The 22,595-nt window shown below is 69.6% G+C and carries 19 protein-coding genes; 2 read left to right on the forward strand and 17 right to left on the reverse strand.

The features are described 5' to 3' along the window. Positions 1–6 precede the first annotated feature (6 nt). From Q0599_RS03695 to Q0599_RS03775, 17 genes are all read right to left on the reverse strand, one after another. Positions 7–333, reverse strand: a complete 327-nt coding sequence (locus Q0599_RS03695; protein ID WP_298825840.1) for a hypothetical protein — start codon at positions 331–333, stop codon at positions 7–9. Beyond that, positions 330–1,058: a tetratricopeptide repeat protein gene (locus tag Q0599_RS03700; protein WP_298825845.1), complete on the reverse strand. Its 729-nt coding sequence runs from the start codon at positions 1,056–1,058 to the stop codon at positions 330–332. The genes Q0599_RS03695 and Q0599_RS03700 overlap by 4 nt, the downstream gene beginning before the upstream one ends. Further along, positions 1,045–3,882 (reverse strand): tetratricopeptide repeat protein, encoded by a 2,838-nt coding sequence (locus Q0599_RS03705; RefSeq protein WP_298825848.1) that lies wholly within the window; start codon positions 3,880–3,882, stop codon positions 1,045–1,047. The genes Q0599_RS03700 and Q0599_RS03705 overlap by 14 nt, the downstream gene beginning before the upstream one ends. After that, on the reverse strand, positions 3,866–5,782 hold the full coding sequence (locus tag Q0599_RS03710) for a tetratricopeptide repeat protein (protein WP_298825852.1): 1,917 nt from the start codon (positions 5,780–5,782) through the stop codon (positions 3,866–3,868). The genes Q0599_RS03705 and Q0599_RS03710 overlap by 17 nt, the downstream gene beginning before the upstream one ends. An 8-nt stretch (positions 5,783–5,790) precedes the next feature. Further along, a complete protein-coding gene (locus Q0599_RS03715; protein ID WP_298825855.1) occupies positions 5,791–6,351 on the reverse strand; it encodes an AraC family transcriptional regulator in 561 nt (186 codons plus the stop codon). A gap of 20 nt (positions 6,352–6,371) precedes the next feature. Then, positions 6,372–7,490, reverse strand: coding sequence for a DUF3570 domain-containing protein (locus tag Q0599_RS03720; protein ID WP_298825858.1), 1,119 nt, complete (start codon positions 7,488–7,490; stop codon positions 6,372–6,374). Further along, entirely contained in the window at positions 7,477–7,728 is a 252-nt protein-coding gene (locus tag Q0599_RS03725; protein ID WP_298825861.1) for a DUF4266 domain-containing protein, read from the reverse strand. Before Q0599_RS03725 ends, Q0599_RS03720 begins: the two co-directional genes overlap by 14 nt. Next, the gene (locus Q0599_RS03730) at positions 7,725–8,255 is read right to left on the reverse strand and encodes a TlpA disulfide reductase family protein (protein WP_298825864.1); all 531 of its coding nucleotides are present in this window, start codon (positions 8,253–8,255) and stop codon (positions 7,725–7,727) included. The genes Q0599_RS03725 and Q0599_RS03730 overlap by 4 nt, the downstream gene beginning before the upstream one ends. Before the next feature lie 8 nt (positions 8,256–8,263). Next, a complete protein-coding gene (locus Q0599_RS03735) occupies positions 8,264–8,902 on the reverse strand; it encodes an outer membrane beta-barrel domain-containing protein (protein ID WP_298825867.1) in 639 nt (212 codons plus the stop codon). 24 nt (positions 8,903–8,926) lie between these two features. Further along, the gene (locus Q0599_RS03740; protein ID WP_298825882.1) at positions 8,927–9,655 is read right to left on the reverse strand and encodes an SH3 domain-containing protein; all 729 of its coding nucleotides are present in this window, start codon (positions 9,653–9,655) and stop codon (positions 8,927–8,929) included. A 35-nt stretch (positions 9,656–9,690) separates the two neighbouring features. Beyond that, positions 9,691–10,275, reverse strand: coding sequence for a hypothetical protein (locus Q0599_RS03745; protein ID WP_298825884.1), 585 nt, complete (start codon positions 10,273–10,275; stop codon positions 9,691–9,693). Then, positions 10,272–13,262 (reverse strand): hypothetical protein, encoded by a 2,991-nt coding sequence (locus Q0599_RS03750; protein WP_298825886.1) that lies wholly within the window; start codon positions 13,260–13,262, stop codon positions 10,272–10,274. The genes Q0599_RS03745 and Q0599_RS03750 overlap by 4 nt, the downstream gene beginning before the upstream one ends. A gap of 26 nt (positions 13,263–13,288) precedes the next feature. Further along, positions 13,289–14,308, reverse strand: a complete 1,020-nt coding sequence (locus Q0599_RS03755) for an FAD:protein FMN transferase (protein ID WP_298825889.1) — start codon at positions 14,306–14,308, stop codon at positions 13,289–13,291. A 240-nt stretch (positions 14,309–14,548) separates the two neighbouring features. Beyond that, entirely contained in the window at positions 14,549–16,246 is a 1,698-nt protein-coding gene (locus Q0599_RS03760) for an amidohydrolase family protein (RefSeq protein ID WP_298825892.1), read from the reverse strand. Between the two features lies 1 nt (position 16,247). Next, complete coding sequence (locus tag Q0599_RS03765) at positions 16,248–17,606, reverse strand: Gfo/Idh/MocA family oxidoreductase (RefSeq protein WP_298825895.1); 1,359 nt, start codon at positions 17,604–17,606, stop codon at positions 16,248–16,250. 1 nt (position 17,607) lies between these two features. Continuing rightward, on the reverse strand, positions 17,608–18,489 hold the full coding sequence (locus tag Q0599_RS03770; RefSeq protein WP_298825898.1) for a phytanoyl-CoA dioxygenase family protein: 882 nt from the start codon (positions 18,487–18,489) through the stop codon (positions 17,608–17,610). After that, positions 18,486–19,184 carry a GntR family transcriptional regulator gene (locus Q0599_RS03775; protein ID WP_298825901.1) on the reverse strand — a complete coding sequence of 233 codons (699 nt, stop codon included), beginning with the start codon at positions 19,182–19,184 and terminating at the stop codon, positions 18,486–18,488. Before Q0599_RS03775 ends, Q0599_RS03770 begins: the two co-directional genes overlap by 4 nt. A 134-nt stretch (positions 19,185–19,318) precedes the next feature. Here Q0599_RS03775 and Q0599_RS03780 point away from each other — a divergent pair, with 134 nt between their 5' ends. Continuing rightward, positions 19,319–21,136, forward strand: a complete 1,818-nt coding sequence (locus tag Q0599_RS03780) for a diguanylate cyclase (RefSeq protein WP_298825924.1) — start codon at positions 19,319–19,321, stop codon at positions 21,134–21,136. 85 nt (positions 21,137–21,221) lie between these two features. After that, the gene (argG, locus tag Q0599_RS03785) at positions 21,222–22,559 is read left to right on the forward strand and encodes an argininosuccinate synthase (RefSeq protein WP_298825927.1); all 1,338 of its coding nucleotides are present in this window, start codon (positions 21,222–21,224) and stop codon (positions 22,557–22,559) included. Positions 22,560–22,595 lie beyond the last annotated feature (36 nt).

Raw genomic sequence — 22,595 nt, forward strand, 5'->3', positions numbered from 1 at the left:
GGGGGATCAGGGGCGCGCGGGCGCCGCGGGGGTGTCGGGGCCGGCCTTCGGCGCCTGCAGTTGCGCGCCGTACTGCACCTGGCGGCGGAACACGTCGCGGTCCACCGGCGCGAGCGCCTCGTCGAGGATGCTCGCGCCCGGCCGGCCGGCGAGGTCGCCGGGCAGCGGCTTCTTCCACGGCACGATGTACAGCACCTTGGGCAGCTCGCGGTTGCCGATGATCTGCGTGCGGTCGATGGCGGCGCGGTCCTGCGCCGGCGCGGCAGGCGCCTGAGCCTGCGCGGCCGTACAGGCCGCGAGCAGCAGGGCGATCGAGCCGGTCCGCTTCTTCATGACTGCTCCTTCTTCGCCGGCGCGTCGTTCCGCGCCGGCCTGCGGTTCTTCAGGTCGATGACCCACTTGGCCACGGCGGCATCCTTGCCGCCGGAGAGCGCGGCGTAGCGCTCGTAGGCCTCGAGCGCACGCACGCCGTCGCGCAGGTAAAGGTCGAACAGGATGCCGAGGTTGAGCTGCGCGGCGGCATGGTTCGGGTCGAGCTCGAGCGCGCGCTCGTAGGCGGCGCGCGCCTTGGCGAACTGGCCCAGGTGGCGGTAGGTGACGCCGAGCTGGTTGAAGTACAACGGCTGCTCGGGACTGGCCTGGGTCGCGTGTTCCAGCGCGGCGGCCGATTCATCGAGCCTGCCGGCATGGCGGTGGAGGATGCCGAGGTTGGCGTGCGGACCGCCCAGCTCGGGGTGGCTCTTCGTCAGCGCCTTGAAGCCGCGCTCCGCATCGTCGGTGCGGCCGGCGCGCATGGCGCGCAGTGCGTCGTCGAAAGCGCGCTGCGCGTCCTCCGGCACCGGGGCCTCGACGCGCACCGGGTGGGCTGCGGGCAGGCCGCTCGGCGCCGAGGCGGCGGAGGCCGCTGCCGGCGCGGCGCCCGGCGTGATCGCCTTGGCCACCGGCGCGACCACCGTCTCCTGCATCGTCTTCACGCCATCGGACAGCGTCGAGCAGCCGGCCAGCGCAGCCAGCGCGCTCGAACCGACCAGCCTTCGCAGGGTGTCAGCGGATCGCATCGATCACCCCCTCGGCCCGTTCGGCCTTGCCGTAGCGCACCGGGCGCAACCGCGCCAGCGCTTCGAAACTGTCCTTCACCCACTTGTCGTAGATGCCTTCCGAAGCACGCTTCGCATTGGCCTCGTGCAGTTCGATGGCCTTCTCCTCGAAGGGGAAGGCCTGTTCCTCGAGCAGCACGTCGTACTGCTCCCGTTCCAGCTTGGACAGCCGTTTCGGCCGCTCCGACTTGAGCATGGATTGGCCGAAGTCCTGGTAGAGCGAGGCGATGTGGAAGGTGGCCGCGGTGGTCACGTCGGCCACGCCGTAGTTGGCCGCCACCGCGTAGGCCTTCAGCGCACTCTCCATCTTCGCCTTCTTCAGCTTGAGGTTGCGCGCCAGCGGTTCGACCAGCCGCACCTTGCGGTACTCGGCCACGGCAGGCTCGGCCATCACCAGCGCCGCAGTCGCGCCGAGGTAGCGTGTGCGATCGGTGCGCGCACTGCCGCCGGCTTGGTCGCCCTGGTAGATCTCCTTCATCAGCGCGGCCTCGCGCTTCACGTCGCCCTCGGCCCTGGCGATGCGCGCGATGCGGTGGCGCGCCTCGAGGCCGCGCTCCAGCGGCAGCGGGTACTGCTTGAGATAGCGTTCGTAGGTCTTCGCCGCGGCGGCGCGCGGGCCGGACTTCGCGTCGGCGGCCTTCTCGTGCAGCTCGGCGGCCTGCCACAGCGCCTCGCGCGCGAGCTGCGGGTCCTTCTGCGTGGCGGCAACGCGCTCGAATTCGCCGGCCGCCTGCGACCACTGCTGCTTCTCCAGGTAGGCCAGCGCGAGCTTGCTGCCGACGTCCGCCTGCAGGGGATGATCGGGGTAGCGCCGGCGGAAGTCCTCCAGCGCGCGCGAGGCACCGTCCCAGTCCTTCATCGCGAGCATCGCGGCGGCGGCGTCGTACTGCGCAGTCGCGCGCACCGCCGAGGCCGGCGCGACGGCAGCGACGCGGTTGAAGTGGCCCACCGCCGCCTTGCTGTCGCCGGCCGCGCGGGCCAGTTCACCTTGCTTGTAGACCGAGGCAGCGAGGCGTTCGACGAGGTCGCCGCGGGCCGCATCCTTTTCCGGCGTGAGCGCGAGCACCTCGCCGTAGGCTTTCTCCGACTGGTCGAAGCGGTTCCTCTCGAAGGCGTCGTGTGCGATCACCGTCCAGGCGACACGGCGCTGCGCCGCGGCGGCGGGCGGGTCGAGCCGCAGCACCTGCTGCGCCACCTCGGCAGCGCGCTCGCCGTCGCGCAGCGCGAACAGCTTCTCCGAGGCGTTGGTCAACACCGTGCCGGTGCGGCCGTCCTTCGGGAAGGCCTTGGCGAAGCGCAGTGCACTCTCGACGCCCGCGCGCTGCAGCGCCGCGGCCTCGGCGCCCTGCACGCGCTTCTCCTGGCCGCCGTAGCTGAGCAGCGCGGCGTAGCCGGCGTCCGCCGCCCTGGCGTGGTTGGGGTACTGGTAGGCGACCTTCTCGTACTCCACCGCGGCTTCGGCGAAGCGGCCGTCCTCGTAGAGCAGTTCGGCGAGCAGGAAGTTGTTCTGCGCCGTCTGCGGGTCGTTCGGGTAGCTGGCGATGTAGGCGCGGTACCACTTCACCGCCTCCTGGTAGTCGGCGCTGGCCTTGCTCTTCTGTGCGCTGGCGTGGTAGTGGCGTGCCAGCTCGGTGAGGTGCGTCTTCACCAGCGGCTGCGCCTTCTCCCAGCCTTGCGGGTTGGCGCGGCGGAACTCGCTGCCGACGCCATAGCGCGACACGTAGTCCTTTTTTGCGTCCAGCGCCAGTGCCGGGAAGCCATTGGACTGGTAGATCTCGACGACGCGTGCCTGCAGCTGCGGCGCCTGCGCGTGCAGCGGGTCGCGGCGGGCGAAGGCGCCGAAGGCATCGGCGGCGTCCTTGACGCGCTCCTGCTTCAGGTACAGCTCGCCGAGCTGCTCGTAGACGCGGTACTCGTAAGAGCGCCGCTTCGCGTCGGTGATGTAGGCCGGGATGCTCTCGGCGCCCTGCAGGTTCGCCAGGCTGATGCTGCTGACTCGGAAGGTGTCCTCGACCAGCTCGCGGTCGGCGCGCGACAGGCCGACGATGGTGTCGAGCCCGCCGTCGCCGTCGCTGCCGGCGACCTTCAGGTCGAGCACACCGAAGAATGACTGCAGGCCGTCGTCCAGCTTGCCCTGCTTGAAGCGCGACCAGCCCTGCATGTACAGCGAGCGTTCGTGGAACTGCGTGCGTGGTGAGCTGGCCAGGACGGTGGCGTAGGCCTTCTCGGCGCGCGCATAGTCCTGCGTGGTGAAGAGCAGCTCGCCGCGGCGGAAGTTGGCCTCGTCGCGGTACAGCGTGTTCGGGTAGCTGGCGACAAGCCGGTCGAGTGTCTTCAGCGCGGTTTCCAAGTCGCCGGCCTGTTCCTGCGCGCGGGCGAGCTGGTAGAGCACGCGGTCGTTTCCCCGGTCGTCCGGATAGTCCTTGAGGAAGTCCTGGTAGCGCTTCACCGCGGCGCCGTAGTCGGGGCCGGTGGCCGCGCCGCTGCCGGCGGCCGAGCGCGCGTCGGCCAGGTCCATTTCCAGGTCGCCGAGGCGGCGCATCGCCTCGGCGCGCTGCGGTGCCTTGGGGGCCACCTCGAGAAACTTGCGGTAGGCGGCGATCGTCTGCGTTTCGTTCGAGTCGACGCGCTTGTCCTTCGACACTTCCACGGTTCGGCCCGCCAAGCTGGCCAGCGTCGGCTGGTCGTCACCCGGCAGTGCCTTCTTCTGGCCGGCGCAGCCGGCCAGGCCGACGAGCATCAGCACGACGAGCGGGCGCAGCACGAACTCACTGCTTCGATGCATCGTCTTCCTTCCGGGGCGACTCGGAGGCCGCGCGGTCGTACATCTGCGCGACGGCGAAGCGAGCCTGCTGCGAATAGACCGCCAGGCGTTCCTTCTGCCGTGTCAGTTCAGCCACGGCGAGTTCCTGCACCTCCTGCTGCTGGTCGCGCGACAGGGCCGCCACGCGCGGGATCAGCGCCTTGATGCGCTGCGACAGCTCGGCGATGCGCCGGGCAAAGGCCTCGTGCCGTGCCGGCTCCTCGATCTGCGCCTTCGCCACCGCCGCCTCGCGCTCGCGAGCCTGCGCCAGTTCGGCATCGATGATCTTCATGTTCTTCTGCGCGTCCCACGCGCGTGCCGGGTACTCCTGCGCGAGCCGCCAGGTCAGCGCCCCCGAAGCCAGCCGCGCGCGCTGGCGCGCGCGTTCGGCATCGGCATCGTTGCCGAGCGACTGCAGGCCCTGCTGCACCCCCTTGATCATCTCGAGCAGCTCGCGGTCCTTGGCGTCGGCGAGCGCTGGGGCATCCTGCTCGCGCAGCGCGCGCTCGACCTCGCCGCTGACCGCGTCCCGCCGCTGCCGCAACGCGGAGAGGTCGACCGCGCGCGCGCCGGCCTGCACTTGCGGCAGTCGCTGCGCGTAGGCCTGCCGGCGGTTGTCGAGCATGTCGCCGAACACGCCGAGGCTGTCTTCCCAGTCCTGCAGGTTCTTCGCCAGGAAGCGCAGGTCGCGCCAGTTCTTGAAGGCCTCCTGGAACTCATGGCCGGCAAGCACCTGCGTCAAGTGACTGGCGTAGGGCATCTCGGGCAGTTCGCGGATGTTCCAGAACCAGCCCATTTCCTCGCCGGGGTTGCGTTCGATGAGTCCGTCGAGCAGCTTGCCGGCGCGGATCGCGGCGATCGACTCGTCGAGCTTGCCTCCCTCGCTGTCGTAGGCGGCGATGGCGGCGTTGTACTGCTCGGTGGCCTCGCCGAAGGCGCCAAGTTCGGCGTAGGCGTAGGGCACGGCGATGCGCGCTTCCAGCACCGCGGCGTCGCTGGCATCGCGGCTGGCGAGCTCGATCCACGGGACCAGGGCAAGCTTCGGCTCCTTCATCTCGGCGGCCGCCCAGCCGAAGCCGAGCAGCGCCTTGTTGGCGTGCAGGCTCTCCAGGCGCACGCGCTGCAGCGAGTGGCGCGCCACGTCCGGCTTGCCGCTCTGCAGTGCCGAGAAGCCCAGCGCCACGTTCGCCTTGTCGCGCAGGGAGCGCATCTCCTCGTCGGCGGCGGGCGCCATGCCGAGGCCGTCGAGCAGCTTGACACCACGCTCCTCCTCGCCGCTCTTGACCAGCGCCACGCCGAGGTTGAAGCGCGCGTACTGGCCGATCGGGCTGTCCGTGGCGACGCCCTCGAGCAGTGCGGCGGCGCCGGCGTAGTCGCCGCGCGCCATCAGCAGGTTGGACTGCAGCAGCAGCCGGTCCTCCTCGAGCGCCGCGGGCAGGTTCTTCTCGATGCGCGCCATCGCGTCCTCGGCCTCGGCGAGGAAGCCGCGCTGGTAGCGGATCTTGGCGAGGTAGAACCAGGCGCGGTCGCGCACCGCGGGGGTCGCGCCCTTCTCGATCAGCTGCGCGAAGATCTCGCCGGCCTCCTGGTGCAGGCCGTAGGACAGCAGCATGCCGCCGCGCAGGATCTCGGCCTCGTCGCCATGCGCCGCGACGCGGCCGAAGTGCTGCGAGGCCATCAGCGTGGTGATGGAGGTGAAGTAGCGGTCCTGGAAGAAGTGGAACAGCGCGTCGCCGTAGTGCGGTGCCTCGACCGGGCGCGCCTTCTCGTTGGGCGGTACGGGCCACGGCTTGGGCGGCGCAGCGCCGACGCCGGCGCAGGCCAGCAGCGCAGCGGCTGCAGCCAGTCGCCGCACCGGGCGCAGCGAGATCTTCACGGACATGCGCACGCCTACTGCCAGACCTTGATGTCGAACTCCGGCTGCAGCTTGCCGGCGGAATCCTTGATCTGCAGCTCGATGTACTTCGGTTCGGTGCCCTTGTCGAACTTGATGGTGGTGCCGCGCTTGTAGTCGCGCTCGTGGGGGCCCTGGCCGGTGAAGAACGCCACCAGCTCGTGACTGCCGGCACGCAGGTTGCCGAGGTAGACGCGTTGCACGCCGCCACGGTGCAGCGCCTGCACCTCCAGCGGCGTGTAGAGGTAGTTGGTGACGATCTTGTCGTCCAGCTTGATCTGCACCGAGTCGAGTTGGAACAGCTTGCCCACGTCCATCGAGACGAACAGCGCCACCTGGGTGTTCGCCGGGAAGAGCAGTTCCTCCTCGAGCACCAGCAGGTCGCGGTTGAGGCGGATCACGTCGCCCTTGACGGCCTGGATGCGCCCGTCCAGCGTGCCCGGACCGGGGGCGCTGGCCGCGGCCGGGATCGCCGTCTGGGCGAGCGAGTTCAGGGCCGCCAGTGCGAGCACGAGGCCTGCGGCGAACGACCGGGGAAGGCGATGGTGGAACGACATGGCGCCGATGCTTTCGGGATTCAGAAGGTGGCGGTCACGTACAGCTGCAGCAGGTTGGCGTCGAAGTCGTACGCCTGCCCGTTGCGGATGTCGGTGAAGTTCTTGTAGTTGAAGCGGATGCGCTCGTACGAGCCGACGATCTTCAGCTCGTACTGGCCGGGAACGCGCTTGGCCACGTAGCTCAGCTTGCCGCCCAGGCCGAGGCTGCGGAAGGCGCTGAGCTGGCGATTGCGAGACACGTAGGTGGTCTCGGTGGTGGCGTTGTCGCTGTAGAACAGTGCTTCGCTCTGCGAGTAGAAGCGCGTGAAACCGTCCGCCAGCCAGTCGCTGCCGACGTAGCGGCTGTAGCCCGCCTCCAGCGTATGCGCCTTGATGTCCCAGGTGTCCCAGAAGTAGCGGTACTCGGCGCGTGCGGCGTTGCGGTCACCCAGGTCGCCGACGACGCGCAGCTTCAGCGCGCGGCTGGTACGCGTGCGCGGCATGCGCTCGGGCACCGTGGCGCCGAACACGACCGCCGCCCGGTACGGGTTGCCGAGGTAGCCGGAGTCGGAGACGACTTCGAGGTTGGCGCTGGCGAGCATGCTCGGCGTGAGCACCTGCGTGAGGCCGAGCCGGTACTGCCAGTGCTTGGCCGTGTCGGCGAAGGTCGGATCGCCATTCCTGGACACTTCGTCAACCGAGCGCGTGTAGCCCAGTGCGACGGTGGTCATGTTGCCGAACACCTCCTGCGCCACGTCGACACTGAAGCTTTCGGCGACGTAGTCCGGCTCCTTGCTGCGGTACACCGACAGCGACATCAGCGAATCGCGGTGCGCGTAGTCCACGCCGAGGTCGTAGGCAGTGCGCTTCTCCTTGAACGGGCTGGCGGTGGTGACCACGTCGATCGAGGCATTGCTCACCGCGTCGACGTAGTACGAGCCCGACAGCGACACCTTGTCGGCGAGGCTCTTGCGCACCAGCAGCGCCGGGCCGTCGGCGGTGACGCCGCCGCCCTTGTAGAGGTGGTAGAGCGCCTCGGCGCGGTTCTCCGGCAGCTCGATGGCCTTGGCGCCACCGACGGCCAGCAGGCTGCCGAGCAGACCGACCAGGCGCTGCAGCAGCCCGGGCAGGCGCGAGAGTCGGCCTTCAGTTGCAGCCACAGCCGCCTCCTTGTGCCGTGTTGGCACCGCGCGAGGCCTCGCGCACGACGAGCACGTGCTCGCGGTGCCGTGCGGCCAGCGGATCGCCGCCGACGCGCATGATCGGATCGGCCAGTCGCTCGCGCTCGTAGGGCTTGACCCAGGGCTCGGGCATCGACGGCAGCGACAGCGAGGAGCAGCCAGCGGACAGGGCGGCACCGGCCAGCAAGGTGCCGAGGGTGAGGCGACGCGTGCTCATGATTTCAGCAGCTCGCGGACCTGCTGGTCGTAGGTCAGCTCGTAGCCCTCGCGGTAGCCGCGGTGCAGGTGGCGCAGGCGGCCGTCGCGGTCGATGATCAGCGTGGTCGGCATGGTGCTCAGGTCGTAGAGCCTGCTGACGCGCTTGTCGCCGTCGAGCAGCACCGGGAAGGTCACGCCCAGCTTGGTCGCCGTGGCCACCGCATTGCGCGGGTCGTCGTCGATGTTCACGCCCATCAGCACGAAGCCCGAGCTGCGGTACTTCTCGTACAGGCGGTTCAGGTGCGGCATCTCGATCTTGCAGGGGCCGCACCAGGTGGCCCAGAAGTTCACCATCACCACCTGGCCGCGCTGCTCCTGCAGCCGCATGTTCGAGCCTGCGGTGGTGCGCAGGGTGAAGTCGGGGGCAGCGCCGCCGCCGATCGCAGCGCGTGCGCTGCCGAGTGCACAGGCGCCGGCGGCGGTCATGGCCGCGCCCAGCAGGCGGCGGCGCTTCGGCGAGAACGGGGGAGTCGCTGCGTGGTCCATGGGCGGGATCAGAAGTAGTAGGCGATGCCGGTGGTCAGCTCGAGGTTCTGCGTGTTCTGGCGAACACCGAGCAGGTCGTAGCTGAAGATGTGGTCGCGCATGTCCACGCGAACGGCCCAGCGGTCGCTGAACAGCACGCGGAAGCCGAAGCCGACGTTGAAGGTCTGCTTGCGCTGATTGGCGAACTTGGTGCTGCCGACGCCGCCGATCAGGTAGATCGACGAGGCTTTGGCGAGCTTGCCGCCGAGGAAGATCTCGCCGGGGAAAATGTTGTAGCCGGCCGAGACGTTGTAGTAGCTCAGCTTCTTGTCGGTGTCGGCCAGCGGGCCGGAACCGGGGAAGATCTCGGTGAAGGTCTTGTCGGTGACCTTGGTCTGCGCGAACACGGTCTCGACGAAGAAGTCCTCGCTGAGGTGGTAGCCGAGGCGCAGGCCGGCGATCGCGCTGGCGCCGAAGCTTTGCGTCGCATAGGTGCCCACCAGCGCGCCGACCTCGAAGTCCTTGGACGGGAATTTCGGGATGCGCACGTCGCGGCGCTGCACCTCGGGCACGATCACCTGCTCGTTGGCGGGCTGTGATTCAGGCGGCGTCTGCGCGAGCACGGGTGCGGCGAACAGCGCGGGCAGGAGAAGGGCGGGCAGTCGCATGGTGGTTCTTGTGTAGGGCCTGGCTCAGAAGAAGAAGGACAGACCGCCGGTCAGCGCGCGGTACTCGCCGGAGCGGACGTCGTTGAGGAAGGCGGTGTAGATCGAGTAGTCGGCGCGCAGCACGAATCGCTCAGTCAGGTAGTAGCGCACGCCGATCGACGCGTTGGCGAGCTTGGCGTCGGTGGGCGTGGCTGCCACGAGGCTGAGATTGGGGATGTTCCTGAAATTGCCCACGCCGGCGGCGAAGAAGGGCGAGATGCGCTGGTCGGAGAACGGCTCGAGCTGCAGGTTGACGTGCCAGAAGTTGGTGCCGGAGAACACGCCCTGCACCTGGCCGAGCGTGGCCTCGATGCCGATGGCCTCCGACAGCTTGTAGCCGGCCCAGAATTTGAGCATCGGCTCCGACTTGAAGTGGCCCCAGGCCGCACCGAACTCGGCACGGCGCTGCAGGAAGTCGTCGAAGGCGATGTCCCGGAACGAGCGCGCCACACCCGCCTCGGTCAGCGTGCTGACGAGCTGGCGGCGGTGCACCCAGCCTTCCTTGCCGTTCTCGGTGCGCACCTTGTACCAGTCGGTGTAGCGCAGCTGGATCTCGACCCACTCGGCGCGCGCGGCGACGTGGTGGATGGGGTAGCCGCGGCCCGGCCCGGTGCGCATCTCGAGGTAGGGGTCGGTGACCTGCAGCCGCTCGACGGGCGGCGCCTCGTCGGCTGCGTGCACGGGCAGCGCGGCGGCCAGGGCCAGGGTCAGCACGCTCAGGCCGCGGACGAACGGGGACGTCGGCGGCCTCATTGGGTGTTGCACGTGCCGGTCTCGGGATCGGCGGGTGTGAACATGCTGTTGCCGGCCACGCTGAACTCGTCCTGCCCCTGAGGCACCGGGCGGCTGATCCAGTAGGCGATGCGCCGGGCGTTCTCGTCCTGCATGTCGGCGAAGATCTGCCCGCCGCCGTGCAGCACGGTGAGCAACGGCTTGGCCAGCAGCCGGCTCTGCGTCGGCGAGCCGATCACCGTCGCGCCCTGCGAGGAGTAGAAGTTCTTGTACATGTCGGTGGCGCGCACCTCGTCGACCGTGCTGGCCGCGAGGTCGACCAGGTTCGCCTGCGGCACGACGCGCAGCGCGCCGCCGGTGCCGGTGCGGGTGTCATGGCAGCCGCCGCTGCCGCAGGTGTTGGTGGAGATCACGCCGTTCTGGTCGACCTGCAGGGGCGTGTCGTAGATGACGTTGATGCACCTCTGGAAGTAGACGAACGACAGCTTCTGGCCCGTGGTGCCCGGCGGGTTCTGCACCGAGTCGGGATTGGACAGCGGGTTGCCGCCGCCACAGCTGGCCACCAGCGCGGCGGCAAAGATCGCGGCGAGTCGCTTCGTCATTGCGTCGGACAGCCGCTGGCGATCCAGGCGGCGATGGTGTTGTAGTTGGCGCTGCCGGCGGGCAGCAGCGCCGTGGCCTGGCCGGTCGCGCCCGAGGGATGCGGCACCGTCGATGGCCGGCTCAGCAGTGCATTCGACGGCCCGTTGCACACGTCGGAGATCATCGTCAGCGTGACGTTGTAGTCGCCCTCGACGCTGCCGGCGAGCACGAAGCGGTTGTTGGCGAACGACGCCGCCGTCTGCGCCGCCCCCGAACTGCCCTCCGGCTGGTGACAGCTCGCGCAGTCGGACTGCAGGATCGGGAAGATCTGCGACTCGAACGTCGCCTCGCTGAGCGTGGTCAGCCGCACCGGGCTGCCGTTGGCGACGAGGTCGTTGTAGTACAGACCGCCGAGGTCCATCCACTCGCTGATCAGGCGCTTCTCCGCCAGGTTGAGCATGGCGGAGTGGTCAGGCGCCGTGGCGGGCGGGTTGGGGTGAGTGGTGCGTGCGTCGGCGCTGGCCTTCAGGGCCTCGCCGAACATGATCTCGGCGAGCCGGCTCGAGCGCGCCATGCCGGCGGCGTTGCCGGCCATGGTCTCGACGAGCGCCGCGCCACGAACGATCTCGGGCTCGCCCTCGCGCAGGCGCGTCAGCGGCAGGCCGGTGGTCTGGTCGATCACCGGGTCGCCGACCACCAACTCCTCGTACGAGGTCACCCGGCCAGTGCCCGAAATCGTGCCGCGCAGGTCGAGCCTGGCGGTGTCGGCGTGGCAGCCGGTGCAGGTGTTCGCGCCGCGATCGCGCGTCCACAACGGCTGGATGTGATCGGGGTAGTTGATGAATCCGTTGGTCGGTGCCGGGGTGGCGAGGTCGTCCGCCGGGCTGGTGTTGTTGGTGTAGCGGATGCTGATCGGCGCACGTGCCGTCACGCCCGTCTTCGTCGTGTCGGCCCAGACGTCGGCGAACTCCATGTCGGCGCTCAGCGCGAAGCGCGAGTTGTCCAGGCGCGTGCGCAGGGAGGCCATGGTCTCGCCGGACTGGTGCTGGCTGGCCAGAGCCGGGTTCAGTGCGGCCGGCAGCGTGTCCACCACCGTGCCGGCGTTGATCGACGCGCCGCGGCGCGGGCTGTGGCAGCCCAGACAGGTGCGGCGCTCGCCGGGTCGCACCTGGATCCAGTTCAGGTGCGTCTGGATGCCGCGGCCCTTGGCGTCGATGACGGTCAGCGCCAGCGGCGTGTCGGCCGGCACGCGCAGCTTGAACGAGCCGTCGGGCTCGATCGGCGCGTAGCCGAGGATCTGCTGCGGCTCGAAGTCGGTCTCGCCGATCGCCTCGCGCATGCCGGTGCTGCCGGCCTGAGGCGGCACGACGCGCGTGGCGCGGATGAAGCGCATCGGCGAGCAGTGGTAGGCCGGGTCGGCCGGGTCCTTGATGCGCGAGAGGTCGGCCACCAGGGCGCGCGTGTCCGAGGCGTTCAGCGGTGCGGCCTTGGCAATGCCGGCGCTGCAGCCGTTGGCGAGGTCGGCGGCGGCGATCATCGACTCGCCGTTGCGGTCGAGGCCGTCGGTGTCGTAGACGCTGCGCACCTCGATCTCGCCGAGGTTCTGCGCCGCCAGAGTGGCGTCGACGCTGGTCGGGTCGGTGGCGTTCGGCTCGGGCCGCACCTCGATGGCCACCGGGTCGACGTACATGAAGCCGGCCGGCGGCGAGGCGATCGGCAGGAAGGTCTGCTTGACCGGGTCGTACATGTAGATGCCGTAGGCCGCCGGCGCGTTGTCCTGCACCGGCGCGGCAGCGCGCTCCGCGCGCGACATCGTCTCGTCCTCCAGCATGGCGCGCTCGGCGTCGGTGAGGTTGGCGCACGGGATGACCGTGCCGTTGCGTGTCACCTCGCAGGGGCGATAGGCGAGCAGCACGCGGTCGGTGCCGTCCCACAGCGGGTAGGGCGTGGAGATGCGGCCATAGGGCGAGAGGCCGCGGCTCTGGTTCAGCGGCTTGTCGGTCACCTCGACCTGGCCACCCACCGCCGCCACCGTCTTGGTCGACGGCGTGTTCTGCTCCGAATAGTTGGCGGCGTCGATGAGCATCAGCGAGCCGCCCTCCTGGGTGCGCGACAGCGCCATCAGGTCGGAAGACACATAGCCGGCGTACTTGCCCTTCGGGTCCATGTCGCGCGGATGCAGGAAGCTGTTGCCCGGGCTGTGCGCGCCGTACAGCACGAACATGTCGGTGCCGTCGGGCTTGACGCGGAATACCGCGAAGCGGTTGCGCGGGCCGACGTGCTCCCAGCGCGAGAACATGATCTCGCCGTTCGGTCGCACCACCGGGTTGCGGTCGTGGCTGGCGTTGACGGAGATCTGCGTGATCGCGCCGCCGTCCTTGTCCATCGTGTGCAGCTGCAGCACGCGTTCGCGCTCGTACTCGTCGAGCGCGTAGAAGGTCCGGCCGCCCTGCACGGTCCTCGTGCGGCCCTGGCGGTTGGAGGTGAACACGAAACCGCGGCCGCCGGGCAGGTAGGCCGGGTCGACGTCGTCGTCGGTCGTCGAGGCGGTGAGGCGGCGGAACGTGCCGCCGGTCATGCCGCCGTCGGTCATGTCGTATTCCCAGATGTTCCAGCGCCCGGTGCAGGCGGGAACGCCCTCGATCTCGGCGCTGTTCGAGGTCGGGCACTTCATCGAGAAGACGATCTTCTTGCCGTCGTAGGACACCTCGGGGTCGGAGGCGTCGCCCACACCCTGCGTGAAGCGCGCGGTCAGGTTGTGCTCCGGCGCGCTGGGGCTGGACTTCTCGCGCAGCATGAGGTCGCCGCCGGGCGCGCTCGGCGAGCCGTTGGTCGGATTGATCGTCATCGCGGTGGAGCGCTTGACGTAGGCAATCGGCACCTCGCCCGACACCGTGACGGTGCCTTCGCCGGTGCTGCCGCCGGAGCAGCCCGCCGCGATGGCGGCGGCCACGGCCGCCAGGCCGAATGCCGCGATGCGGCCCCGGGGACATGACAGTTTCTTCATCTTCGCCTCCTCTGATGCCGGCCCGGTCATTGCCGGGCACCGTCGACCGCTGAAGGACTGCCCGAAAGCAGCCCGGACGAGTAGTGCAGGGCCCCGGCCGCGTCGACGACGACGGCATCGACACCCGAGAGCGATTCGACGAGTTCCATGCCGCGCTCGACGCCGAGCACGAACACGGTCTTGGACAGGCCCTCGGTGGTGAGGCCTTCAGGCGCCAGGATGGTGACGCTGCGCACGCGGTCCGGCGAGCGGCCGGTGCGTGGGTCGATCAGGTGGTGGCAACGCACCCCGTCGCGCTCGAAGTAGCGCTCGTAGTCGCCCGAGGTGGAGATCGCCGTGTCTTCCAGCGGCAGCACGGCGACCACGCCGCCCTCGCGGCGCGGATCGCGGATGGCGATCGTCCAGGGCCGGCCTCGCCGGTCGCCGAGCACGCGGCTGTCACCGCCGGCGGTGACGATGGCGTGCTCGATGCCCAGTGCGGCGAGGATGGCCGCGCCGTTGTCCACCGCGTGGCCCTTGGCGAAGCCGCCGAGGTCGATGCGCATGCCTTCGCGGGCGAAGCGCACCGTGCGTGCCTTCGGCTCGAGGATCAGGTTGCGCCAGCCGATCGCGGCGCGGGCCCGCTCGAGCGCCTCGGGCGTGGGGGCGATGCCGCAGCGGTAGTCATAGAGCTGTCCGACGCTGGCGAAGGTGATGTCGAAGGCGCCATCGGAGAAGCGGGAGAAATCCAGTGCGCGTTCGAGCAGCCGGTACATCTCCCCGCTCAGCGGTACGGCCTCGCGCGCCGCGTCGCGGTTGATGATCGACAACTCCGACGCCGGCTTGTGCGGGCTCATCGCGTGGTCGATGCGGTGCATCTCGTCCATCACCGCGGTGATGGCCGACTGCGCCGCGCGCTCCTCGTCGCACCACAGCTCGACGCGGATCGCCGTGCCCATGATGGCCTCTTCGCGGTGGAACCAGCCGCCGCGCGGCTCGTTCACCACCATGGACGACGCCGTACGCGCCGCGGCACGTCTGCCGAACGACAGGCCGAAGAATGACAAGACCCGCTCCCTTTTTTAGTAGTGCGGGTACATCTTCCAGCCTTGCCACACCCAATTTGCGTCAAAACTTGGCAAACGGCGATGACCTTACAACCTGACGCACAAGAAACCGGTTAGCCCTTGCGGGGAGTGAGAGCAGATGTATCAGGTGCGTGCAGACGATGCGGCTGCTTGACGGGGCGGCAGGCAGGATCCTTCCGCGACGCAGGCCGCAGAACCTCTGCGCGGGCGAGGCGCCCGTCAGCGCACGAAATCGGTGAGCAGTTCGCCGGCCAGCGGCGCCCCGTCGAGCAGCCCCTGGTTGTTCGCCACCTGGCGGCCGTTGACCCACACGCCGTGCACGCCGAGCGCATCGGTGGTCAGCCGCGGCGCGCCGCCGGGCAGGTCGTGCACGCGTCGCGTCGGCGCGCGGCCCACCGTGGCCGGGTCGAACAGCAGCAGGTCGGCGGCGAAGCCCTCGCGCAGCAGGCCGCGGTCCTGCAGCCCGAAGATCTGCGCGCTCTGCAGCGTCAGGCGGCGCACCGCCTCGCTCAGGCTCATCACGCCGAGCTCGCGCGACCAATGGCCCATCAGGTGCAGGCCGAAGCCGGCGTCGTTGAAGAAGGTGAGGTGCGCGCCGGCGTCCGACAGCGACACCAGGCTGTGCGGGTGCGTGAGCAGCCGGGCCACCGCCTCTTCGTCGCTGTTGAGCAGCTGTGCGGTGAAGATGGTGGTGAGGTCCTCGTCGAGCGCGAGGTCGATCATGAAGTCCAGCGGGTCCTTGCCGGCGCGGTGCGCCAGTTCGGCGATGCTCTTCTGCTCGAGTGCGCGGTGGCGTTCCTGCGCGACCTGCACCACGTGCACCTTCTCCCACTCACCGTTGAACAGCCGGAAGGTGGCCGGCGCGGCGAGTTCGGCCCGCACGCGGGCGCGGAACTGCGGGTCGGCCAGCAACGCCTCCAGCGCCGCGCCCTTCAAGGCCAGCGCCGGCTGCCAACTGTGCAGGCCTTCCACCGGGTAGGGCGAGGCGAGCGTGAACTCCATCGTCAGCGGGCAGCACGACACCTGTCCGATCAGCTGACGGCCGCGCGAATTGGCGGCGCTGATGGCGTCGAGGTCGGCGAACACCGCGCCGGGGTTGGTGCCGTTGTGCAGCAGCGCGGCGATCATCACCGGCCGGCCGGCGCGCGCTGCCATCTCCTCCAGCAGCGCCACCGGCATCTGCCCGCCCTTGGTGATCATGTAGACGCCGCCGCCGCGATGCGCCATCGCCTGGATCAGCGCGAGATGCTCGGCGTCGCCGGCCAGCCGCGAAGGCATGGGAATGCCGCCTTCGCCGTTGTGCGCCGGACTGGTGGAGCTGGCGAAGCCGACCGCGCCGGCGTCCATGGCCTCGCGGATCACTGCCGCCATCGCGGCGATCTCTTCCGGTGTGGCCTCGCGCTGCGTGGCGGCGTCGCCCATCACCCAGGTGCGCACCGACGAGTGACCGACGTAGCAGGCGAGATTGACCGCGCTGCGGCTGAGCCGCAGCTGCGCGAGGTACTCGGCGAAGGTCTCGAACTCCCAGCGGATGCCCTGGCGCAGCACGTCCAGCGACATGCCTTCCACCTGCGTGAGGTTGCGCATCGTGCGCTCCCTGTCGGCGGGGCGGCACGGTGCGATGGTGAATCCGCAGTTGCCGATCACCGCGGTGGTCACGCCCAGCGCAGGGGACGGCCGCACGTACGGGTCCCAGGTGACCTGGGCGTCGAAGTGCGTGTGGCTGTCGATGATGCCGGGCATCAGCGCCAGGCCGCTGGCGTCGATCACCTGCGCGGCGTCGACCGGCAGCGAGCGGCCGCCGGTGGCGATGGCCCGGATGCGCCCGTCACGAACGGCGAGATCGCCGCTCACCGCATCGGCACCGCTGCCGTCGAAGATCTGCGCGCCGCGGATGAGCAGGTCGTCCGAGGCCATGTCAGGCGCTCCTGCGGGCAGCGGGCGCGAACAGGTCCTCCATGGCCTTGCGCGTGCGGTAGGCGTGCGTGCCGGTGTCCATCGCCACGTCGGCCCAGCTCAGGCTCTGCCCCTTCTTCACGGGGCGCACCACCTTCACGTTGTGTGCCAGGCCGAGCGGCACGCCGCCCATCGCCGTCGACGTCGCCGCCGGCAGCAGCTTGCCCCAGACGGTGTAGCCACCCTCGCCGTCGAGCATGTCGCCCGGCGCCAGGTCGCGCTTGGCGGTGGCGACCACGTCGGCGTTCCAGCCAGTGGCCACGCCGGTGGGCTCGCCGCGCAACGCCACGCTGGCCACGGACACACCGACCTCCAGGCCGATCAGGTGCCAGCGCTTGTAGAGCGTGAAGTAGCGCCCGCTCGGGTCGGTGTGGGCGTTGTACTCCTCGAAGCAGTTCTTGATGTACTCGGTCTCGGCCTCCACGGTGACCCACACGCCCATGCGGATGTCGTAGGGGATCCGTCGGCCGTCGGCTTCGAGGGACGAGATCACCTCGACCATGCCCTTGCGCTCGAGCACGCCGCCCTCGCTCTTCGGACGGGTGACGTAGGGAATGTCCTCCACGCTCGCCGGCGGGTAGAGCAGGCCGTTGCTCGGCACGGCCAGGCCGGTGGCGTTGGACACGGCGGTCGACTCGATCGAGGGCTTGGAGCCGTCGAGGAAGCTGTTGAACATCTTCGGGTTCAGGCCGCCGCGCACGGCCTGCTCCGGCGTGAGGCCGTAGTAGCCCCACACCGTGTCCGGCGTCGACTCGCAGAAGTGCGGCAGCCACTTGTGGCCGCGCCCCGCGGCCACCACCGGGAAGCCACAGGTGCGCGCCCAGTCGACCAGGTCGCAGATCAGCGCCGGCTGGTCGCCGAAGGCCATCGAGTAGACGACGCCGGCATCGGCCGCCTTCTTCGCCAGCAGCGCTCCGCAGAAGGCATCGGCTTCGACGGTGACGTTGACGACGTGCTTCTTCTGGTTGAAGGCTTCGAGGCAGTGGTCCACCGCGGCGATCGGGTTGCCCGTGCATTCGACGATCACGTCGATCGCCGGATGGCGCACCAGCGCCGTCCAGTCGTCTCCGACGTGGGTGCTGCCGGTCTTCACTGCCTCGTCGAGCGAGCCGGCTTGCGTGCGCGCCGCGTCCCAGCCGACGCGCGCAAGATTGGCCTGTGCCGCAGCGGGCGACAGGTCGGCAATGCCGACCAGGTGCACGCCGGGCGTGCGCGGCACCTGCGCGAGATACATCGAGCCGAACTTGCCGGCACCGATCAGGCCGATGCGCACCGGCCGGCCTTCGGCCTCGCGCTGCTGGAGTTTGCGGTGGAGATTCATGTCAGGCGGCCTTTCTGGATTCGGCGATCGGTTCGGGGGAGGTCACCAACGCGCGGCCCGGCATGCCGTCTTGCCACGGCAGCGCGACCGGGTAGGGCTTGAGCAGGCAGTCGTCGGGCAGGCAGTCGATCGGCGTGAAGTCGCGGTGTGCGATGTATTCCGGCCGCTTGAAGCGGCGGATGTGGTTGCTGACGGCGCACAGGCTCAGGTAGACGCTGACGCGGTTCCACGGCGACAGGTTGCTCGTCGAGGCGTGCACCAGGCATGAATGGAACAGGATCATCGAGCCGGCCGGGCCCTTGGGCGAGACGATGCCGCCGTTCTTGCCGCCGGCGCGCTCGACCAGCTGGCGGATGAGGTCGTTGTCGACCGTCCACAGCGGGTAGCTGGTCGTCGTCAGGTCGTGCTTCGCGTCGATCACGCCCTTTTTGTGGCTGCCCGGGATGAACATCAGCGGGCCGTTGAACTCGTTCACGTCGTCGAGGAAGATGGCCACGTTCATCGCGCGCTCGGTGGGCATCAGGTCGTCGTTCTTCCAGGTGCCGTAGTCCTGGTGCCACTGCCAGACGTCGCCCTCGAAGGCCATCTTGCCGTTGATCTTGAACTGGTGCATGTACAGCTTCTCGCCGAACAGGTCCTGCACTGGCTCGACCATGCGCGGGTGGCGCGCCAGCCTGGCGAACGGCGCGCTGTACAGGTGCGCGGCGAAGTTCGTGCGCACCGCGTCGGAGTCTTTCTCGCGCACGTTGTAGGCCTCCCGGCGGGCGTAGAGATCGGGTACGGCGTCGGTCAGCACCTTTGTCTCCGCCGGCGTGAACAGCCCGGGGAAGAACAGGTAGCCCTCGCGGTCGAACTCGGCGATCTGCTCGGGGGTGAGTCTCATGGCTTGTCTCCTTGGGCAATGTGCACCGCGTGGCCACCCGCGGCGGCGCCGAGGTGGCGGGTGATGTGGTCGCTGGCGCGATCGGCGTGCTCGCGCATCAGGCGTTCGGCGCGTTCGGCGTCGCCCTCGGCGATGGCCCGCGCGATGGCCTCGTGCTCGTCCCACACCGACTCGCGCAGCGCCGCCGCCTGCAGCGAGGCGCCCATGGCACGGCGGATGTGCGCCCAGTGCAGGTGGGCGCTGCGCGGGATCAGCGCATTGTGGGAAGCGGCATAGACGGCGTTGTGGAAGGCGATGTCGGCATCGATCATGGCCTGCACGCTGCGCCCGCGCGCCGCCTTGCGGCCGCGCTCGATCAGCTTCCCGTCCAGTGGCTCACGGTGCCGGGCGGCCAGCCTGGCGGCGAGGCCGTCGAGTGCGCCGCGCACCTGGTAGACGGCGGCGATGCCCGGCGCGTCCAGCGGCGCGACCTGCACGCCGCGGCCGGGGGCATCGAGCACCAGCCCATCCTGCTTGAGCAGGCGCAGCGCCTGCAGCACGGGCTGGCGCGACACGGCGAACTGTTGCGCGAGTTCTTCCTGCGTGATGCGCGCGCCCGGCGCCAGCGTGCCGTCGCTGATCGCGCCGAGCAACGCCCGATAGACCTGATCGACCAGGTCGGGCGCGACGTTCAGCTTGAGCAGGGAGGCAGTCATCGCCAGCGGCTGGTTGGTGTACTCTGTATACAGAATACACGGTTCCTGCCCAAGATCAAGCAAATCAGCGAAGCCTTATCCTTCGCATCCGCTCCTTCGTCACCGCCCGTCGCCTCGCGTCGCTGGATCCGTTCATGACCGCCATGCCCGCCACGTCCGCCAAACGGTCTCCGTCGCTGTCTGCCCGGCTGCTGCGGTGGCTGCCTCGTTGGCTGACCGGCCGCCGCGGTCCGCCCTACCAGGAAGTGCTCGATGCCATGGAGGCTGGCATCGTGCTGTACGACACGCAGGACCGGTTGGTGCTGTGCAACCGCAACTTCCGCGCGCTCTATCCTGGGCTGGCGCACCGGCTCGTGCCGGGTCAGCGCTTCGAGGCGCTGGTGCGCGAGGCCATCGCGCTCGGGCTGATCCCGCAGGCGCGGGGCCATGTCGAAGCCTTCGTCGCTGCCCGCGTGCAGCAGCACCTCCACCCGGGCCCGCCCCTGCTGCGTCAGATGGCCGACGGCCGCTGGCGCCGTATCAGCGAACAGCGCCTGGCCGACGGCAGCGTGCTCGCCTTCAGCATCGACGTGAGCGAACTGGTCGAGAAGGAGCGTGCGCTCGACGAGGCTCGCGGCCAGGCCCAGCAGGCGCACGAACGGCTGGAGGACGCCATCGAGGCACTGCCCGACGGTTTCGCGCTGTTCGACGAAGACGACCGCCTGGTGGTGTGCAATCAGCGTTACCGCGACCTCTATCAGCTTTCCGCGCCGGCAATCCGTCCCGGCACCACGTTCGAGGCCATCCTGCGCTACGGCCTCGCGCGCGGCCAGTACCCTGCGGCCGAGAGTCAGGAGCTGACCTGGCTCGAGGAGCGCCTCTACCGTCACCGTCATGCCGACCAGCCCCTCCTGCAGGAGCTGCCCGGCAATCGCTGGCTGCGCATCGAGGAGCGCGCGACCCGGCTGGGCGGCGTCGCAGGCGTGCGCGTCGACGTCACCGAGCTGGTGCAGCGCGAGCAGCAGCTCAAGCAGCTCAACGCGCGCCTCGCGGACAGCCGTGCGCAACTGCACGCGGTGATCGGCACGGCGCTGTCGGCCATCCTCATGCTCGACGAGCGCGGCGTGGTGCTGTCGGCCAACCCGGCAGCGGCCACCATCTTCGGCTGGACGGAGGAGGAGCTGGTCGGCCGCGACCTGCGCGTGCTCGTGCCCGCGGACCTGGTCGGCCACAGCACCGACCCCTTGGCGCTGCTGTCGACTCGCGCAACCGACGTTCGCGCGGCACGCGGCGCGCCGCAGGACATCCGCGCCCGCCACCGCGACGGCCATGCCGTGGTGGTGCAGCTCGCGCTCTCGCGGCTGGAGACCTCCGGCGCGGCGCGCTTCGTCGCGCTGTTCACCGACCTGTCGGAGCGCGAGGCCTATGCGCAGGCGCTTCGCGACGCCAGCGCGCAACTCGCCCTGCTGTCGGAGACCGACGCGCTGACGGCCATCGCCAACCGCCGTCGCTTCGACCGCGTGCTGCAGGAGGAGTGGCAGCGCAGCGGCCGCCATGGCCAGCCCCTGGCCCTGCTGCTCGTCGATGTCGACTACTTCAAGCGCTACAACGACAGCCTCGGGCACCCGATGGGCGACGACTGCCTGCGCGCGATCGCCCAGGTCCTGCGCGACTGCGTGCGCCGTGCCGGCGACCTCGTGGCGCGATACGGCGGCGAGGAGTTCGCGCTGCTGCTGCCGCACACCGGCGCCGCCGAGGCGATGGCCCTGGCGCTGACCTGCATCGAGGCGGTGGAGGCGGCTGCCCTGCCGCACCCCGACTCCCCGATGGCGCCGCACGTCACCCTGAGCATCGGCGTGGCCAGCATGGTGGCCACCGACGCGGCCGCGGCGTCGCCGCTGGTCGCCGCCGCCGACGCCGCGGTGTACGCGGCCAAGCGTGCCGGCCGGCGGCGCGCGGTGATGGCCGAGTAGGCTGCTGCAGCGGGCGCGCAAAAAGGGTCGAAAATACCGCCCTCGGCAAGCCTGCTCACCGGCCGGCCCCGCACCTCCCCAGACCATGGCAACCATCCTCCAACACCTTCCCACCGGCCAGAAGGTCGGCATCGCCTTCTCCGGCGGCCTGGACACCAGCGCCGCGCTGCACTGGATGAAGCTCAAGGGCGCCGTGCCCTACGCCTACACCGCCAACCTGGGGCAGCCCGACGAGCCGGACTACGACGACATTCCGCGCCGCGCGATGCAGTACGGTGCCGAGAAGGCACGCCTGATCGACTGCCGCGCGCAGCTGGTGGCCGAGGGCATCGCCGCGCTGCAGTGCGGCGCCTTCCACATCTCCACCGCCGGCGTGACCTACTTCAACACCACGCCGATCGGCCGCGCCGTCACCGGCACGATGCTGGTCACCGCGATGAAGGAGGACGACGTCAACATCTGGGGCGACGGCAGCACCTTCAAGGGCAACGACATCGAGCGCTTCTACCGCTACGGCCTGCTCGCCAACCCGTCGCTGAAGATCTACAAGCCTTGGCTGGACCAGACCTTCATCGACGAGCTGGGCGGCCGCGCCGAGATGTCGGCCTTCATGACGAAGGCCGGATTCGCCTACAAGATGTCTGCCGAGAAGGCCTATTCGACCGATTCCAACATGCTCGGTGCCACCCACGAGGCGAAGGACCTGGAGCACCTGAACAGCGGCGTGAGGATCGTGCAGCCGATCATGGGCGTGGCCTTCTGGCGCGACGACATCGAGGTCAGGCGCGAGGAAGTGACGGTGCGCTTCGAGGAGGGCCAGCCGGTCGCGTTGAACGGCAAGAGCTTCGCGAGCCCGGTGGAACTGCTGATGGAAGCCAACCGCATCGGCGGCCGGCACGGCCTGGGCATGAGCGACCAGATCGAGAACCGCATCATCGAGGCCAAGAGCCGCGGCATCTACGAGGCGCCCGGCATGGCGCTGCTGCACATCGCCTACGAGCGCCTGGTCACCGGCATCCACAACGAGGACACCATCGAGCAGTACCGCGACAACGGCCGCCGTCTGGGCCGCCTGCTCTACCAGGGCCGCTGGTTCGACCCGCAGGCGCTGATGTTGCGCGAGACGGCGCAGCGCTGGGTGGCGCGCGCCATCACCGGCGAGGTCACGCTGGAACTGCGCCGCGGCAACGACTACTCGCTGCTGAACACCGACTCGCCCAACCTGACCTACAAGCCGGAGCGGCTGACGATGGAGAAGGGCGAGTCGATGTTCTCGCCGCAGGACCGCATCGGCCAGCTGACCATGCGCAACCTCGACATCGTCGACACCCGCGACAAGCTGGCGACCTATTCGCAGGTCGGGCTGCTGCCCTCGGGCGGCTCGGAACTCCTGCCGCTGCTGAAGGACGATCGCGCCCGGTGATGCGCCGGCGCGACGCCCGGCGCGACGAACTGGCGC

Source organism: uncultured Piscinibacter sp., from assembly GCF_937952055.1.
GTDB lineage: Bacteria > Pseudomonadota > Gammaproteobacteria > Burkholderiales > Burkholderiaceae_C > Piscinibacter.